This is a genomic window from Micromonospora sp. Utrum1, assembly GCF_057197805.1.
Genome location: NZ_CM170071.1, coordinates 4,008,561 through 4,023,923 on the forward strand (window position 1 = coordinate 4,008,561; position 15,363 = coordinate 4,023,923).

Here is a 15,363-nt window from a genome sequence, read left to right on the forward strand (position 1 = left end):
ACAGCTCGGAAGGTGCGCCGATCCGGCACCGGGGGTCAGGGCCGATCGGCGATCATCACCCGGCTGTGGCGCAGCGAGATGGCGCGGCGGATCGGTAGGCCCAGCGCCCGCGCGGTGTCGAGCAGGTGCTCGTCCCGGGTGACGGTGTAGCCGTGCCGGGCGAGCAGGGCGGCCATGGCGGCGGGCGTCCAGGTCGAGCGCCACGGCTCGTTCGCCCAGACGCTCGACCGGCCGGTGGAGGCCGTCAGCAGCCGGGCCAGGACCCGGCCCAGGTTGGTGGAGGTGGCGGGACTCTGGAAGTTGACGATCAGGCGACTGCCCGGCGCCGAGCAGGCGGCTAGCGCCGCCACCGTGGCGGCCACCTCGGCCCTGGTCAGGTACGGCACGACGCCCTCCCAGATCCAGGTCGTGGCGAGGTCGGCGCGGTGCCCGTGGGCCGCCAGTGCCTCGGCCGGCCGGTCGCGCCCGAAGTCCACCGGGACGAACGTGGGCGGCGCGCCGGCCAGGGCCGCGGCCCGGTCGCGCTTGTCCTGCTGGGTGGCCGGCTGGTCGACCTCGAAGACCGTCACCCCGGCGAGTTCCGGCATCCGCCAGGCGCGGCCGTCCAGCCCGGCGCCCAGAATCACCACCTGGGGAGACGGATGGGCCCGTACGGCGTCGTCGATGGCAATCGTCCGGGGCACCATCAGCCCGGCGCTGGCGCGTACCGTCTCGTAGTCGATCCGCTGCTGCCACGTCCGGGGCGGCACACCGGCGCGTACCCACTCGACGGCCTCCCGCTCGTCCGGGCGCAGCAGGGGCAGGGCGGTCGGATCCGCGAAGCTGCCGGGGGCGATCAGCGCGTCGGCGGCGGCGCGACCCTGGCACACCAGCACCGCGGTGCGGCTCGCTCGCGGAGTCTTCGGCATCACGTCCTTCTTCCGGCGGGGACGTCGGCTCTGCGGCCGACGTTAACGCCGGCCTCGGTCCCGCACCGCTGACATTTGTCACGGCCCAAGACGTCGTCACGAAGCCATCCACCTGATGCCGGCGGCGCATCCGACCGTGCTGCACGCGTTATTTCAGGTCTTGAAATTAATCATCATCGAAAGTTAGGCTCCGGGAGCGGGAGCTGATCATCCCCGCCCGTGTCTCCGAGACGCGAGTACCACCCTCCACTCGCAACCACGGACGGCACCGACACCGGCGCCTGCCGTGAGGACACTCCTCTGACAACCTGGAGGCGCCGTGAGGCAATCCATCACTGCGGCACTCGCCGTCGCATCGGCAACGGTCACCGTGCTCGCGGCCGCGCCCGCGTCGCCGGCGGCGGCGGCCGCCCGCGGCTCTGTCGTGACCGGGACATACTCGACCGGCGCCGAGCACCCGTGGCAGCCGTTGCCCACCAGCCGCGTGGGCAGCGACCCGGGCGGACCCGCCGACGCGACCATCGTGGTCGACCCCAGCAGGCCGCGTCAGCCCTACCGCGGCGTCGGCTTCTCCATCGACGAGACGAGCGTCTCGAACCTGTGGAAGCTCGACCCGGCGAAGCGGGAAGAAGCCGTCCGCCTGCTCGTCGACCCGAAGACCGGGGCGGGCCTCGACCGGTTCCGCGTGACGATCGGCAGCCCCGACCTCATCGAGCACCTGCCGTTCTGGTCCTACGACGAACTGCCCGCCGGCGTCACCGAAGACTTCGAGCTGAACCACTTCTCCATCCAGCGCGACATCGACCTGCACATCATCGACACCATCAAGTTGATCCAGCGCTACAACCCGCACGCCACGTTCTTCGCGTCCGCCTGGAGCGCCCCGGCCTGGATGAAGACGAACAACCGGTTCACCGGCGAGGTCGCTCTCCGGCCGGGCAGCACGACCAGCTACTACCAGGTCGGTAAGCTGCGCGACGACTGCATCGACGTGTTCGCCCGCTACTACGTCAAGTTCGTCCAGGCGTACGCCCGGCACGGCATCAAGATCGATGCGTTGACCCTGCTCAACGAGCCCGGCATGGACGTCGTCTATCCGGCGATGGACATCAGCGTGGAGCAGCAGCAGAAGCTGGCCATCGCGGTCAAGCGCGAACTCGCCGCGGCCCGGCTCGGCACCCAGCTCTTCGTGCACGACTTCAACTTCTGGGACTGGCGGGACCCGAACAGCACCGAGACGAAGAACTACTACCGCATCTTCGAAGACGCACCGGATGGCTCGGTGACCGGAGCCCAGGTCCGGGCAGCGGCCGACGCCATCGCCTTCCATCCTTACTGGGGCGACCCGACCGTCATGCGCGAGGCGTACGAGCAGTACGGCAAGCCGGTCGAGATGACCGAGACCGGTAGCGTCTCCCCGGATGACCTGCTGAGCTACTTCCGCCTGGACGCCAGCTCCTACATCATGTGGGCGCAGACCACCGACCAGGATGGTGGGACGCTGCACTGGACGCCCGCCCGCGACAACAACGTCGACTGGGCAGAGGTCGGCCGGACCACGAAGTGGCCCAACCGCCTGGTCACTGTCAACACCACCACCCGCGACTTCACCGTCCGCGACGAGCTGTACCAGTTGGGGCAGTTCGCCCGCTACCTCAGCCCGGACGACGTACGCCTGGCGTCAAGCGCCCCGGCGAACGGCATCAGCAACGTGGTCTACCGGGACAGGGCCAACAACTTCGTCGCCGTCCTCCGCAACAGCAACGCGGCTGACACCAGGGTACGCGTGGTGCTCGCCGGTCAGTCCTTCGTCGCCACCGTACCGGCGCAGTCGTTCGCCACGTTCCGATGGAAGGGCGAGCGGCCGCGGACGAAGAACAATCAGGCCCCGGTGCTGAACAACGTGGCCGGTGTGGTCGCCGACCAGTACAGCACCGTGCAGGTGCCGCTGACGGCGACCGACGCCGACGGCGACCCGCTCGCCTTCTACGCCACCGACCTGCCGGACGGCGTCGGCATCGACGGCACCACCGGGCTCGTGACGATCCGCCCCACGGTGGCCGGCGAGCAGGACCTGACCTTCGTGGTCACCGACGGCCAGGCGAACGACGAGGTGACCGTACACGTGACGGTGCGACCGCACGGCGCGCCCGTCGGCGCCCGGGTGGAGGCCGAGTCGTACGTCGAGCAGCACGGCTGGGTCGAAGGCGGCTGCTGCTTCGTCGAGAGCAACCCGGCCGCCAGCGGCGGCCGGAACATCGGCTGGACGGCCGCCGGCAACTGGGTGAAGTACCGCATCGACGTTGCGCAGGCCGGAACGTACGACCTGGAGCTGCGGGCCGCCAACGGCACGGGTGCCGTCGCCGCGAACGCACTGTCGTTCCGCGACGCGAGCGGCCAGGTGCTCGCCACCGCGTCGGTGCCGGACACCGGCGGCTGGGGTACGTACCAGTCGGTGCACGTGCCGGTGGCTCTCCCCGTGGGCGATCAGCTGGTCACGGTGTACTGCGAGACGGGCGGGTTCAACCTCGACTACTTCCGGCTCGCGCCGTAGGTCGGCTTCCCCCGCGCTCACGCGGCGAGGTCGAGTCCGCCGGACTCGACCTCGCCGCGGACGTCGTCCGGAGCGATGTGCCGGCCGCGAGAAACCGGATCCGCCGGCCGTCCACCGGCGTAGCCGCCACATCCACCTCAAGCGGCAGGAAGCCGCCGTCCAGCATGCGCAAGATGCCCTAAAGTTCGGATAAGGGATGTTTCGGGCAGCGCGTCGCGAGGGGCGGTAGGAGTCCTTTGACAGCCGGTACAGGGCAACAGGGTGAGGCTGATCTGCTGGCGGACCCGCCAGGCCCGCCACCGACCCGGCGTTCACGCCGACGAATCGTCACGGTGCTGATGCTGGCGCTGGCCGTGTTCCTGCCCATGCTCGCGCATGTCCTCGAACTCAGATCGAATCGGGTGGCCGCTCCGCCCGTGATCAACACCTATCACGTCAGCCCGACCGGGGATGATGCCCTGGATGGCTCGTCGCCCGCCACAGCATGGCGATCACTCGACAAGGCCGCCGCGTTCGCCTTCAAGCCGGGAGACAAGCTCCTCCTCGAAGGGGGCGCGCACTTCCGCGGAAGCCTGAGCTTCGGGCCCGGCGACGCGGGTGACGCGGCAAATCCGGTCGTCGTCACCACCTACGGCGCCGGTCGCGCCATGATCGAGGCCTCCGGCGGCCCGGGGATCAGGGTGCACAACACCGCCGGCGTCGAGATCCGCGACCTGGTGATCGTCGGGGGCAGCGCGGACAGCAGGACCACCGGCGGGATCGAGCTCTACTCCGACGTGACAGACGGCCGGAGACTCGACCACGTGGACATCTCCGGGGTCGAGGTGAGCGGATTCAAGAACGGAATCCAGATCGGTGCCGGCCCGCGTTCCACCGGCTTCCGAGGCGTACGGATCCGTGCCGCCGACCTGCACGGCAACACGGAGAACGGGCTGATCAGCTTCGGACCCCGGTTCGACGCCGCCGCGCCGCGCTATGCGCACGAAGACGTCGTCGTGTCGGAGGTCGAGGTGCACCACAACCTCGGCGACCCGGCCAACCACTTCAGCAACACGGGAAGCGGAATCGCGCTCGGAAGTGTGCGAGGCGGGCGCATCGAGCGGTCCAGCGCGCACGACAACGGGCGGTCGGCCGCGGCGCCCGAAGGTCCGGTCGGCATCTGGACCTGGGATTCGACCGCCGTGGTCATCGAGCGCAACGTCTCGTTCCGCAACCACACCGCCGGCCAGAAGGACGGCGGCGGCTTCGACATGGACCAGAACGTGTCCTCGTCGATCCTGCAGTACAACCTGTCCTACGACAACGACGGCTCCGGGTACCTGCTCTACAGCGGCCAATCCAATGCCGCGCACACCGGCAACGTCGTCCGTTTCAACATCAGCCTCAACGACGCCCGCAAGCTGCCGGAGTACGCCGGAATCCACCTGGCCGGGTCGGTCAACAACGCCGAGGTCTACCACAACACCGTGGTGATGGAGGGGAAGGGCCGGGCGCCCGCGGCCGTCCGCCTGCACAACTTCTTCCGTGGCTTGTCCAACGTCGCCCTGCGCAACAACCTGATCGTCTCTGGCGGGACGAACCTGCTGATCGCCGACAAGTTCCCGACGGCCGCTGTCCTGTTGCAGGGCAACAACTTCTTCGCCGAATCGGGCACCTGGGCCGTCTCGTGGGCCGGTGCGTCCTATGCGGATCTGGAATCCTGGCGTGCGGCGACCGGGCAGGAACGTCTCGGGGGGAAGGCGCGCGGATCGAGCACAGACCCGCGTTTCGCGACGGCCAGTCGCTCCGGCTCGCCGGCCCAATGGGCGGAAGCCGTCACGCCGCGCCCCGATTCGCCGCTGGCAGGCCGCGCCCTCAACATCCGTTCGCTTTTCGGCGTCGATCCGGGACCGGTGGACTTCCTGGGCCGGCCGATCGTCGGGGCCGGCACCGTCGGGGCCATCCAGCCCGCCCCCTAGTCGCCCAGGAGCCGCTCCCACAGCAGCCCGTCCCGCCAGCTCCCGTCGAGGAAAATCGAGGAGTGCGCGACGCCGTACGGGGTGAACCCGTTGCGGCGCAGCACCCGCTGCGACGGCAGATTCTCCAGATTGGTGGAAGCCTCGGCGCGGTGCAACCCGAGTTCGTCCGTCATCACCCGGAGCACAAGCCCGACGGCGTGCCCGGCGTGCCCTTGATTCTGGGCGACGCTGGCGATCCAGTATCCGACGGAGCCGCGGCGCAGGTGCGGCTGCGGCAGGATGCCTGAGACGGTGACCTGCCCGATCACCTGGTCGTCGGCGAGCACCACGCCGGGCCAGACCGCGCCGGCCCGGTATCCGGCCAGCAGGCTGTCGATCCGCTCCGCCTGGCCCTCCGGGGTGAAGAAGCCGGCCGGCCGGGCCGGTTCCCACGGCCGGAAGGCCTCGACGTCCCGCGCCCGGTGCGCGGCGATCGGGGCGGCGTCGGCGGGCTCGATCAGGCGGATCCTGGTGCTGCTGCGCATGGGCTGATCCTCGTCGCAGGTGCGTCGGATGAGACGGCCAGCCTATGCAGCGCGTTGGTCGAAGCCGAACTCGACGAAGCCGAGCGGCGTGCTAGTTCGCCAAGCTCCTGGTCGTCGGATCCGGCGTATCGAGCGATCGGGCCGTCGGAATGGCGGCATGCGCCGTCAGGTCGTCGTCGAGTCCGGCGGGATTCAGCAGCTGGAAGCGCCACGCGTCCCGGCACATCGCGGCGAGGTCCCGGGTCGTGCGCCAGCCCCACTTCCGGGCCGCCGCGCCAGGGTCGGCAACCAGTGCGGCCACATCGCCTTGCCGTCGTCCGACGATCTCGTACGGCAGGGACCGTCCGCACGCCGCGCTGACCGTCCGTACGAGGTCCAGGACCGACGTCCCCACACCGGTTCCGAGATTGAGGGTCTCCAGTCCCGTCACCTCGTCGAGGCGCTCCAGTGCGATGCGGTGCGCCTGGGCGACGTCCATGACATGGATGTAGTCGCGCACCGCCGTCCCGTCCGCGGTGGCGTAGTCGCGGCCGAAGATGCTCAGTCGTTCGAGCCTGCCGACTGCGACCTGCATGAGATAGGGCATCACGTTCTGCGGGATGCCGCGGGGGTCCTCGCCGAGCAGTCCGCTGGGATGTGCGCCGACCGGGTTGAAGTACCGCAGCGAATAGGCCGCCAGTTGCGGTTGCTGCCGGCAGGCGTCGGCGATGATCTGCTCGCACATCCATTTCGATCTGGCGTACGGGTTCGTCGGCCGCGGCGGGGCCTGCTCGTCGATCGGGATCCGAGCCGCCTCCCCGTAGATGGAACACGACGAGGAGAAGACCAGGCGGTGCACGCCGTTCTCCCGCATGCTTCGCAGCAGGCTCGTCGTGCCACCGACGTTCGTGTCGTAGTAGTCGACGGGGATCCCCACCGACTCGCCGACCGCCTTCCGCCCGGCGAAGTGAATGACCGCGTCGATGGCGTTCTCCGCAAGGATCGCCGAGAGCGCTCGAGGATCACGTACGTCGGCCTCGTAGACGCCGAGCAGGGGACGGCCCGCCACCTTCTCGACCCGGGTCGGTGCCGCTCGTGAGCTGTTCGCGTAGTTGTCGACGACGCACACCTCGTAGCCGTGCTCGAGCAACTCGACGCAGGTGTGGCTCCCGATGAAGCCGGCGCCGCCGGTCACCAGGACGGTCTTCGGACCTGACATGGGAATCTCCTTCCGGTGCGTCCGCGCATCGGGGGTTATCGGGTATGGAGCGGCACCGCCGGGCCGGCGTAGCCGGCGATGGCCGCGGCGAGCGGGAGGAGCGCCACCACGCCGACGAGCAGGGGCCCGGCGGCGGTCGGAACGGCCGACCGTAGGCGCAGCCCGGCGGCCCGGGCTGCCTCCACCACATGCAGGGCGGGCACGGCGAGGCCCGCGGCCGCGTAGCAGAGCGCGCCGAGGATGCAAAGGAACACGTACCCCGGCGTGTGTGTGGACCGCTCGCCCAGCAGGGCGGCCGCGGACAGCACCACGGTGATCACCGCATAGGGCAGGACGAGTCGGGTGGGGAGTGGCTCCAGGCCGGTGCGCGCCTTGGGGGTGACCTTGAACGAGACCTGCCTGGGCCGCGCGTTCAGCCGGGTCGCGGCCAGGACCCCCCACACGACGTACGGCCAGCGGGTCAGGGCGAACAGGACACCTTCCCAGCTCAGGACCGGCACGGATCGGGGGCGTAACAGCCCTCGCCGGCGGAGCAGCAAGGTCAGGAGCGGCAGCCACAGCGATACCGCGGCGAGATGGGCCAGGAACTCCAGGTAGTTGACGTTGACCCACGGCAGCCCGGTGACCGCGGCGAACGGGGGCAGGGCGAGGCCGACGACCGTCGCGATCGCCAGCAGCGGGTAGTAGGACAGCTGAAACGCGAAGCGCAGCCGCAACGCGGCGCCCATCCGCCGCAGGTGATCGGGCGCGAGGTCGTAGCGCAGCGTGGTGAGGCTGCGCGACCACTGGAACTCCTGGATCAGCATGTCGGCGACCGTGAGCGGGCCGTCGCCGTGCGCCTCGGCGTCGATGGCGAAGGCACCCTGCCAGCCGGCGGAGGTGAGCAGGAACGTCGTGGAGAAGTCCTCGGCCAGTTCGGGGCCGAGACCGCCGATGTCGCGCAGCGCCTTCGTCCGTACCGCGTAGTGCGAGCCGATGCACAGGGGGGCGAGGCCGCGGTTGTGGCCCAGCTGGACCGGGCCGTGATAGGTCGCCTCGCGGTGCAGCCGTCCCCGCGCCGCCCACGAGTTCGCGCTGTTGGCGTCGCAGACGCTCGGTGCGGCGACGTAGCCGATCGCGGGATCGGCGAATGGTCGCGTGATCGCGGCAAGATAGGTCGGCTGGGGCACGTGGTCGCAGTCGAGCTGGGCCACCAGGTCGTAGTCCCGGTAACCCCAGTGGTCGTAGAAGTAGGCGAGGTTGCCTTCCTTGCAGCGGGTACGGCGAGGCCAGGTGGCCCGGTGGTAGGCGGCGACGCCACGCCGACTGGAAACCCGGACCCCTCTCGCGACGCACCATCGCAGAGCCTGCTCGGACGGGTCCTCGTCGCAGAGCCAGACGTCGTACGGGTAGGGGTACCGCTGGGCCAGCATCGCGGTGAGGGTGCGGTGGACGAGCGACCAGGGTTCCGACGGTGCGCGGGTCACCACAAAGGCCACCCGCAGCCGTGGCACGCGGAGCGCGGGATTGACCTGCCGGAATCGCGAGACGGCGAGGAGGTAGTAGGCGGGCAGCCCGGTCAGATACAGCAGAAGCAGACTGTTCAGGGCCAGCCCCGCCCAGCCGACGCGGTGCGAGGGCTGCCACCACCACAACCAGAAGGCCACGAAGCAGGTCGCCCAGCCGGTGGTCAGCCCGGCGACCGCCACCCGGTCGCGCCGGCGCAGGGTCGATACGAAGGTGGATGCCCGGGCGGCGCGCAGCTGCCGGACGGGCGCGAGGGTCGGTCCACCGGGCCTGGCGCGGAGGACGTTGCCGCCCGAGAGATTCCGGATCTCCGTTTCCAGCGCCTCTGGCGCCGGCCGGGTCGGCGCGCTCATGCCGTGGTCCGTGCCCGCGGCCCGGCCCAGATCTCGGGCGCTCCTCCCGATCGCCGGACGCCCTCACCGGGGCAGTGGTGCCGACCGGAGTGTTCCCTACCGGGTGCGTCCGTCCGTCGAGGCCCGCCGGCTCGCCGATTCCCCGAAGTCTGCACGTGCACTTGCGTCCCCGTATCTAGATCGATCAACATCGATGTCATGGCGCTCAGTGATTCCAGGTCTGTCCGACAGGAGGCGTCCTGGATCAGCGCGAAAGCGACTAAAGCGATGCTAGCGGGAGCAAACTCCCAAAAACCGAATACCGGGGCGTAAGGGACACCATCGGGGGGCGCCGAACCCCGGAGACGAGGAGCGCGCGCGGGCGCTCGACGAACCGCTCAGCCGGTCATCGTCCGCGGCCGCGTCATCGAGTGGTCGATCATGTCGTCGTCGGTCCTACCGCCGGCTCGGCGGGTCGATCGACCAGCGCGGCCAGCTTCTTCGGGGCCAGGACGCAGTAGCTCTCGGTGAGCAGCTCGCCGACCTCGTCCCAGTCGACCCCGCCGTCGAGCACCATGCCGACGACGTCGGCGCCCCAGTCGGGCTTGTAGAAGGGATGGCCGCCGGCGAGCAGTGCGGCGATCTCGTCGCCGGGGGAGCGGAAGGTCAGCACGCAGATCGGTTCGTCCGAGGCGGCGGCACGGGCGTGGGCGGCCGGGTGGTCGGGGCCGACGGTGAGCACGTGGGCGAAGGTCCGCTTACGGATCCGCCAGCGGGTGCCCACCCACGCCGGTTCCTCGTAGGCCTCCGGCAACCCGAGGCAGACGGGCCGGAGCCGATCGAGGATCTCGGGTGGGACGTCGCCAGGATCGCTCACGCCCCGGGACGTTACGCCGCCCCTCCGACAGTTCCCCGCCCCGGCTGCAGTTCGTCGAGCGGCACGTCGGGGTCGGCCAGTCGATCGAGGTCGACCGGCTGGGCGCCCGCGACGAGCCGCCGGATCGACGGAACGACGTCCCACACGTTGACGTTCATGCCGGCGAGCACCCGCCCGCCGGCAGTCCAGAAGGCGATGAACTCGCGCTTGGCGACGTCGCCCCGGACGACGACCCGGTCGGACGCCCCGGGCGGGGCGTGTCCGACGTACTCCATCCCCAGGTCGTACTGGTCGGTGTAGAAGTAGGGCAGGTCGTCGTAGCTGACCGCCTGCCCCAGCATGGCGCGGGCCGCTGCGGGGCCGCCGTGGAGTGCGTTGGCCCAGTGCTCGACGCGCAGGCGCTGGCGCAGCACGGGATGGTAGGCGTTGGCGACGTCGCCGGCGGCGTGGATGTCCGGGTCGGCGGTGCGCAGGGACGCGTCGACGACGATGCCGTTCTCGACGGTGAGGCCCGCCGCTGTCGCCAGCTCGGTGTTCGGCTGCACGCCCACGGCCACCACCACGGCGTCGGCGGGCAACTCCGCGCCGTCGGCCAGCAGGACCGAGGAGACCCGGCCGGTGCCGCGGACCTCGCGGACCTCGGTGTCGAAGTGGAAGGTGACGCCGTGGTCCCGGTGCAGGTTGGCGAACACCCGGGCGATCTCGTCGCCCAGCACCCGGCGCAACGGCAGCGCGGCCGACTCGACGACGTCGACGGTGGCGCCGCGCTGCCGGGCGGCGGCGGCGACCTCCAGGCCGATCCACCCCGCTCCGACGATCACGAGGTGCGCACCCTCGACCAGCGCCGCGGCGATCCGCCGGCTGTCGGCGAGGGTACGCAGCCGCAGCACCCCGTCCAGGTCGACGCCGGGTACCGCGAGGTGGCGGGGCGCGGCGCCGGTGGCCAGCAGCAGTTTGTCGTACCGGACGTGCCGGCCGTCGGCGAGCCGGACCTCTCCCGCGGAACGGTCGACGGCGACGGCGCGGGCGGTGGTGCGCAGGTCGACGTCGTGCTCGGCGTACCACCCGGCCTCGTGCACGAACACGCTGTCCGTTTCGGCGCCGCCGGTCAGCAGGCCCTTGGACAGTGGTGGCCGCTCGTACGGTCGCTCGGGCTCGTCGCCGATCACCACGATGCCGCCGTCGAAGCCCTCCTCCCGCAGCGTCTGCGCGGCCCGCGCGCCGGCGAGCCCGGCTCCCACGATCACGAACGTGCCGGTCTTCGACATCGGTCCAGCTCCTTTCGGGGGTACGGCGATCAGCGGGGGCCGACCCGGGCCAGGGTGAAGAACTCGGCGCGCGAGCGGTGGTCGTCGCGCAGGGTGCCGAGCAGGGTGGACGTGATGGTGCTGCTGCCCACGGCCTGGACGCCGCGCAGCGTCATGCACAGGTGTTCGGCTTCGATGACGACGCCGACCCCGCGTGGGCGGAGCTGGCTGGTCAGCCAGTCGGCGATCTGTTTGGTGAGGCGCTCCTGGACCTGCGGCCCGTGAGCGAACAGTTCCACCACCCGGGCCAGTTTGGACAGCCCCAGGATGCGTTCGCCGGGCAGGTAGCCGACGTGCGCGACGCCGACGAACGGCAGCAGGTGGTGTTCGCAGACCGACCGGATCGGAATGCCCCGGGCCAGCACCAGCTCGTCGTAGCCTTCGTCGTTGTCGAAGGTGGTCAACTGGAACTCGCGTGGGGTGAGCAGCTCGGCGTAGGCGCGGGCCATCCGGCCCGGGGTGTCGGCGAGCCCGTCGGCGGAGAGGTCCACTCCGAGCGCGGCCAGGAACTCCGCCGCCGCCCGTTCGGCGGCCGCCGGGTCGCGGCGGGGGCGCTGGTGCTGCACGTGCAGTGCGGTGACACCCATCAGGAGCTCTCCTCGTCTGCTGCACCGAGCGGGATTTTCGCCAGCGCTCATTGGTGTTATCGATCATGCTGCCCCAGCGCGACCGGAATTTCAATAGCCTTCGTTGGTGATAACCTCCAGACTGTGAGCACGGGGGAGCGTTGGAGCGCGATGGCCGCTCTCGTCGACCGGTCCCGACGGGCGCTGTACGACTACGTGTGCCGGGCCGACCACCCGGTCACCCGCGAGGAGGCGGCCGAGGCGCACGCCATGTCCCGCAATCTCACCGCTTTCCACCTCGACAAGCTCGTCGAGTCCGGGCTGTTGCGGGCCCACTACCAGACGCCGGCCGACCAGCCCCGGGGGCGCGGCCGGACGCCGAAGGTCTACGAGGCGGCCGGCGACGGCGTCGCGATCACCGTTCCCGAGCGGCGCTACGAACTCATCGCCGAGATCCTCGCCGACGCGGTCGCCGACGACCCGCACGACGCCCCCGAGGCGGCGCGGCGGCACGCCCGGCAGCGCGGCCGGGACATCGGAGCACGGGTACGGGACGCCGACGAGGACCTCATCGCCGTGCTCGCCGGCCTGGGCTTCGAGCCCGAAGCGCTCAGTGACCACGTGTTGCTGCGCAACTGCCCGTTCCACGCCCTGGCCAGCCGGCAGACCGCCCTAGTGTGCGGGCTCAACCACGCGTTCCTCGCCGGCGTGCTCGACGGTGCCGGACGTGCCGACCTGCTGCCCCGGCTCGCGCCGCGTCCCGGGGCCTGCTGCGTCCGGCTGGACGGCGTGCCGGACCGGTAGCCGCGTCTCGGCGCGCTGCCGGTCAGGGTGAGATGCGGACCTCGACCGAGCTGATGTACCACCGGAAGTCGGAGCTGCTGTCGATGGAGACGTCGTTGGTGCCGCTCTTGTCGAAGGAGCGCGTGCCGGCGCACACGATCACCGACTGGCCCGCCGGCACCGGTCCCGCGCTGAACAACTGCGCGAAGTAGTGGGCGCCGCGGGTCAACTTCTCCTGGTGGAAGCTCTCGTCGTCGTCGGTCGTCTCGTCGAGGTTCGACATCTCGGCGTACGACGGCTCGGCCACGTTGGGATGCAGGACGTCGAGCATCAGGAAGTTCTGCTGGCTGGTGTGGGAGTTGGACCAGCCCCACTCGTCCGTCGTCTCCAGCCGGTGCGTCGCTTCGACGCACTGCGCGTCGATGAGGATCTCGACCAGACCGGTCGTCGGCGGAACGAACGCGAAGGCTATCGCGCTGAAGGCGTCGCCGGACGCGTAGTCGAAGTCGCCCGCGTCCCCGTCCTCCATGGTGATGGAGATGCCGACGTCCCCGACCGACGGGTTCAGCGTGTGGACGCGATCGACGACGAAGTTGTCGTTGTGCACCGGGACGAAGCCGAAGTTGAACCCGAAGAAGGGCGGCCGGAACACCTCCCACCGGTGCGGGTCGTCGCTGTCGTCCGGCTCGAAGACGCCCCAGGGGAGCGCGCGGTCGTGGAACGGCGACAGGCTCAACCACTTGTCGAGGTTGTTCGAGAGGTGGTAACCGGGGCTGACGTTCTCGTCGGTGGCGAACACGTCGCTGATCGCCCGGTGGTAGTCGGCGGCGATCGCCACGATCGCTTCACGGCGGACGTCCCGGCTGCGCAGGAACGCCTTGGCCGTCCGCCGCCGGGCCCGGTTCACATCGTCGTAGCTCGCCGTCAACCCTCGGGGCGGTTGAAGCAGGTCACGAAGGGTCAGGCGTTCCTGTCGCATCAGGTCCCGCAGGTCCGCCCAGGTGTCGTCGCCCAGGAGGCGCCGCAGCTGGTGACTCGCCTCGGCCGACGCCTTCTCGGCCCTGCTGCTGCGCTTCCGGGTGACGGCCCGGAGGCGTTGTTCGCGCTCCTCCGCTGCCGCCTCGGCCGAGCGCCGGGCTTCCAGGGGGAAGTGACGGAAACCGTGAACTGCCAGGTCGGTGCTGACCATGGGAACCACCCATCAGAGCCTTGCCTACATCCTGCTGCGGAAAGCTCCGGCGGGCCATACGGGTTGTGCCATGCTGGCAACGCCGCATCTCCTGGCAAAAGGTCCCAATCAACGCGGCCCCACGGAAGTGGATCTCTGCCGTATGGTGCGCTGATGCGTCGCCGCGTACCACTCACCTTGCTGCTCGCACCGCTGCTCGTCACCGCGTGCACCACCGATCCGGCCGCCCCGGCCGCCGGCTCCTCCGCCCCCACGACCACGCCGAGCCCGACCGTCCCCGCAGTCGACTACACCGCCTGGCAGGCCGGGCGCTCCGCCCCGGTGGCCGACCGGGTCTACCCCGCTCGGGGCACCGACGCGCTGGACGTCCTGCACTACGACCTGGCGCTGGACTGGGCGCCGCCGACCAAGACCCTCACGGGCACCGCCACCCTGCGGATCCGGCCCACCAAGGACGCTCAGAACCTCGCCCTCGACTTCATGCCCTACCAGGTCGACGGGGTGACCCTGGACGGTGCGACGGTCACCGGCGCCGTGGCCAAGGAGAAGCTCACCGTCACCGCCCCGGTGGTCGCCGACAAACCGGTGACGCTGGTGGTGAAGTACCACGGCCGGCCGAAGACGACGCCGATGCCGTCGCACCGCAAGGACGTGGAGGACCTCGGCCTCACCGTCACCAAGGAGGGTGGCCTCTGGACGATGCAGGAGCCGTTCGGGGCCTTCACCTGGTATCCGGCGAACGACCAGCCGTCCGACGAAGCCCTCTACGACATCCGGGTGACCGTCCCGGCGGGTTGGTCGGCGATCGCCAGCGGCACCCCGGCCGGGCAGTCCGGCAACACGTTCACCTACCGCAGCGCCGACCCGGTAGCGACCTACCTGACCACCCTCGCGGTCGGGAAGTTCCAGAAGCTGACCGCGAAGGGCCCCCGTGGCATTCCGCTGACCTACTGGTACCGCAAGGGCGCCGACGACAAGCTGCTGCCGTACCTCAAGAAGTCCCCCCAGTATCTGGCCTGGCTGGAGAAGAAGTTCGGCCCCTACCCGTTCCCCTCCGGTGGCGTCGTGGTGGTGGACTCGGCGTCCGGCATGGAGACCCAGCAGATGATCACGATGGGCCGGAAGATCGAGAACACCAAGGCCCGCCGGGACCGCTGGGGCGGCGACCTGCTGCACGAGTACGCCCACCAGTGGTTCGGCGACTCCGTCACCCCCACCACCTGGACCGACCTGTGGCTGAACGAGGGCTGGGCCCAGTACGCCCAGGACCTGTACACCAAGGAGACCCGGCACCTCAGCGACGCCAGCCTGGACGGGTACCTGCGGGATGCCGACGCCGCCATGCGCAAGAAGCTCGGCCCGCCCGGCAAGCCCAACCCGAAGAACTTCGCCGAGGGCAACGTCTACCTCTGCCCGGAGGCCATGCTCCACGAGATCCACCGGCAGTTGGGCGACAAGGCGTTCTTCGCGCTGGCCCGCGCCTGGGTGCAGGAACAGCGCAACACCCAGCAGGACCGGGCCTCGTTCATCGCCTTCGTGAACAAGCAGACCGGGCGCGACTTCACCAAGCTCATCAACACCTGGCTGGACTCGAAGACCACGCCGAAGCCGATCACCGTCACCTGAGCCAGGCTCCGCGGCACTGATCGCGGCTGGTTCGG

12 protein-coding genes are annotated in these 15,363 nt (G+C 70.2%); 4 read left to right on the forward strand and 8 right to left on the reverse strand.

The genetic code is table 11. The features are described 5' to 3' along the window. Positions 1-35: 35 nt before the first annotated feature. A complete protein-coding gene (locus AC0OLQ_RS18820; RefSeq protein ID WP_484527288.1) occupies positions 36-908 on the reverse strand; it encodes a class I SAM-dependent methyltransferase in 873 nt (290 codons plus the stop codon). Between the two features lie 424 nt (positions 909-1,332). On the opposite strand from AC0OLQ_RS18820, the gene AC0OLQ_RS18825 reads away from it, so the two are divergent. Both AC0OLQ_RS18825 and AC0OLQ_RS18830 read left to right on the forward strand, forming a co-directional pair. Next, entirely contained in the window at positions 1,333-3,462 is a 2,130-nt protein-coding gene (locus AC0OLQ_RS18825; RefSeq protein ID WP_484527289.1) for a carbohydrate-binding protein, read from the forward strand. A gap of 338 nt (positions 3,463-3,800) precedes the next feature. Further along, complete coding sequence (locus tag AC0OLQ_RS18830) at positions 3,801-5,420, forward strand: right-handed parallel beta-helix repeat-containing protein (RefSeq protein WP_484532384.1); 1,620 nt, start codon at positions 3,801-3,803, stop codon at positions 5,418-5,420. On the opposite strand, the gene AC0OLQ_RS18835 is transcribed toward AC0OLQ_RS18830, so the two are convergent. From AC0OLQ_RS18835 to folE, 6 genes are all read right to left on the reverse strand, one after another. Next, the gene (locus tag AC0OLQ_RS18835) at positions 5,417-5,944 is read right to left on the reverse strand and encodes a GNAT family N-acetyltransferase (protein WP_484527290.1); all 528 of its coding nucleotides are present in this window, start codon (positions 5,942-5,944) and stop codon (positions 5,417-5,419) included. The two genes, AC0OLQ_RS18830 and AC0OLQ_RS18835, sit on opposite strands and share 4 nt — an antisense overlap. 91 nt (positions 5,945-6,035) lie before the next feature. After that, positions 6,036-7,142: a UDP-glucose 4-epimerase GalE gene (gene galE, locus AC0OLQ_RS18840; RefSeq protein ID WP_484527291.1), complete on the reverse strand. Its 1,107-nt coding sequence runs from the start codon at positions 7,140-7,142 to the stop codon at positions 6,036-6,038. A gap of 35 nt (positions 7,143-7,177) precedes the next feature. Continuing rightward, positions 7,178-9,001, reverse strand: coding sequence for a glycosyltransferase (locus AC0OLQ_RS18845; protein ID WP_484527292.1), 1,824 nt, complete (start codon positions 8,999-9,001; stop codon positions 7,178-7,180). Between the two features lie 418 nt (positions 9,002-9,419). Further along, positions 9,420-9,857 (reverse strand): MmcQ/YjbR family DNA-binding protein, encoded by a 438-nt coding sequence (locus tag AC0OLQ_RS18850; RefSeq protein ID WP_484527293.1) that lies wholly within the window; start codon positions 9,855-9,857, stop codon positions 9,420-9,422. A gap of 11 nt (positions 9,858-9,868) precedes the next feature. Next, a complete protein-coding gene (locus AC0OLQ_RS18855; protein ID WP_484527294.1) occupies positions 9,869-11,125 on the reverse strand; it encodes an NAD(P)/FAD-dependent oxidoreductase in 1,257 nt (418 codons plus the stop codon). Between the two features lie 29 nt (positions 11,126-11,154). Continuing rightward, positions 11,155-11,751 carry a GTP cyclohydrolase I FolE gene (gene folE / locus AC0OLQ_RS18860; protein ID WP_484527295.1) on the reverse strand — a complete coding sequence of 199 codons (597 nt, stop codon included), beginning with the start codon at positions 11,749-11,751 and terminating at the stop codon, positions 11,155-11,157. A gap of 123 nt (positions 11,752-11,874) precedes the next feature. Here folE and AC0OLQ_RS18865 point away from each other — a divergent pair, with 123 nt between their 5' ends. Beyond that, complete coding sequence (locus AC0OLQ_RS18865) at positions 11,875-12,534, forward strand: helix-turn-helix transcriptional regulator (protein ID WP_357345391.1); 660 nt, start codon at positions 11,875-11,877, stop codon at positions 12,532-12,534. 22 nt (positions 12,535-12,556) lie between these two features. On the opposite strand, the gene AC0OLQ_RS18870 is transcribed toward AC0OLQ_RS18865, so the two are convergent. Beyond that, complete coding sequence (locus AC0OLQ_RS18870; RefSeq protein WP_484527296.1) at positions 12,557-13,702, reverse strand: hypothetical protein; 1,146 nt, start codon at positions 13,700-13,702, stop codon at positions 12,557-12,559. 153 nt (positions 13,703-13,855) lie between these two features. On the opposite strand from AC0OLQ_RS18870, the gene AC0OLQ_RS18875 reads away from it, so the two are divergent. Next, the gene (locus AC0OLQ_RS18875; protein WP_484527297.1) at positions 13,856-15,328 is read left to right on the forward strand and encodes a M1 family metallopeptidase; all 1,473 of its coding nucleotides are present in this window, start codon (positions 13,856-13,858) and stop codon (positions 15,326-15,328) included. Positions 15,329-15,363: the final 35 nt, after the last annotated feature.

What these genes read in the sequence shown, in the direction of transcription:
- AC0OLQ_RS18820 (WP_484527288.1), bottom strand. Translation starts at nt 908, where the DNA reads ATGCCGAAGACTCCGCGAGCGAGCCGCACCGCGGTGCTGGTGTGCCAG.
- AC0OLQ_RS18830 (WP_484532384.1), top strand. Translation starts at nt 3,801, where the DNA reads ATGCTGGCGCTGGCCGTGTTCCTGCCCATGCTCGCGCATGTCCTCGAA.
- AC0OLQ_RS18835 (WP_484527290.1), bottom strand. Translation starts at nt 5,944, where the DNA reads ATGCGCAGCAGCACCAGGATCCGCCTGATCGAGCCCGCCGACGCCGCC.
- galE (WP_484527291.1), bottom strand. Translation starts at nt 7,142, where the DNA reads ATGTCAGGTCCGAAGACCGTCCTGGTGACCGGCGGCGCCGGCTTCATC.
- AC0OLQ_RS18845 (WP_484527292.1), bottom strand. Translation starts at nt 9,001, where the DNA reads ATGAGCGCGCCGACCCGGCCGGCGCCAGAGGCGCTGGAAACGGAGATC.
- AC0OLQ_RS18855 (WP_484527294.1), bottom strand. Translation starts at nt 11,125, where the DNA reads ATGTCGAAGACCGGCACGTTCGTGATCGTGGGAGCCGGGCTCGCCGGC.
- folE (WP_484527295.1), bottom strand. Translation starts at nt 11,751, where the DNA reads ATGGGTGTCACCGCACTGCACGTGCAGCACCAGCGCCCCCGCCGCGAC.
- AC0OLQ_RS18870 (WP_484527296.1), bottom strand. Translation starts at nt 13,702, where the DNA reads ATGGTCAGCACCGACCTGGCAGTTCACGGTTTCCGTCACTTCCCCCTG.
- AC0OLQ_RS18875 (WP_484527297.1), top strand. Translation starts at nt 13,856, where the DNA reads ATGCGTCGCCGCGTACCACTCACCTTGCTGCTCGCACCGCTGCTCGTC.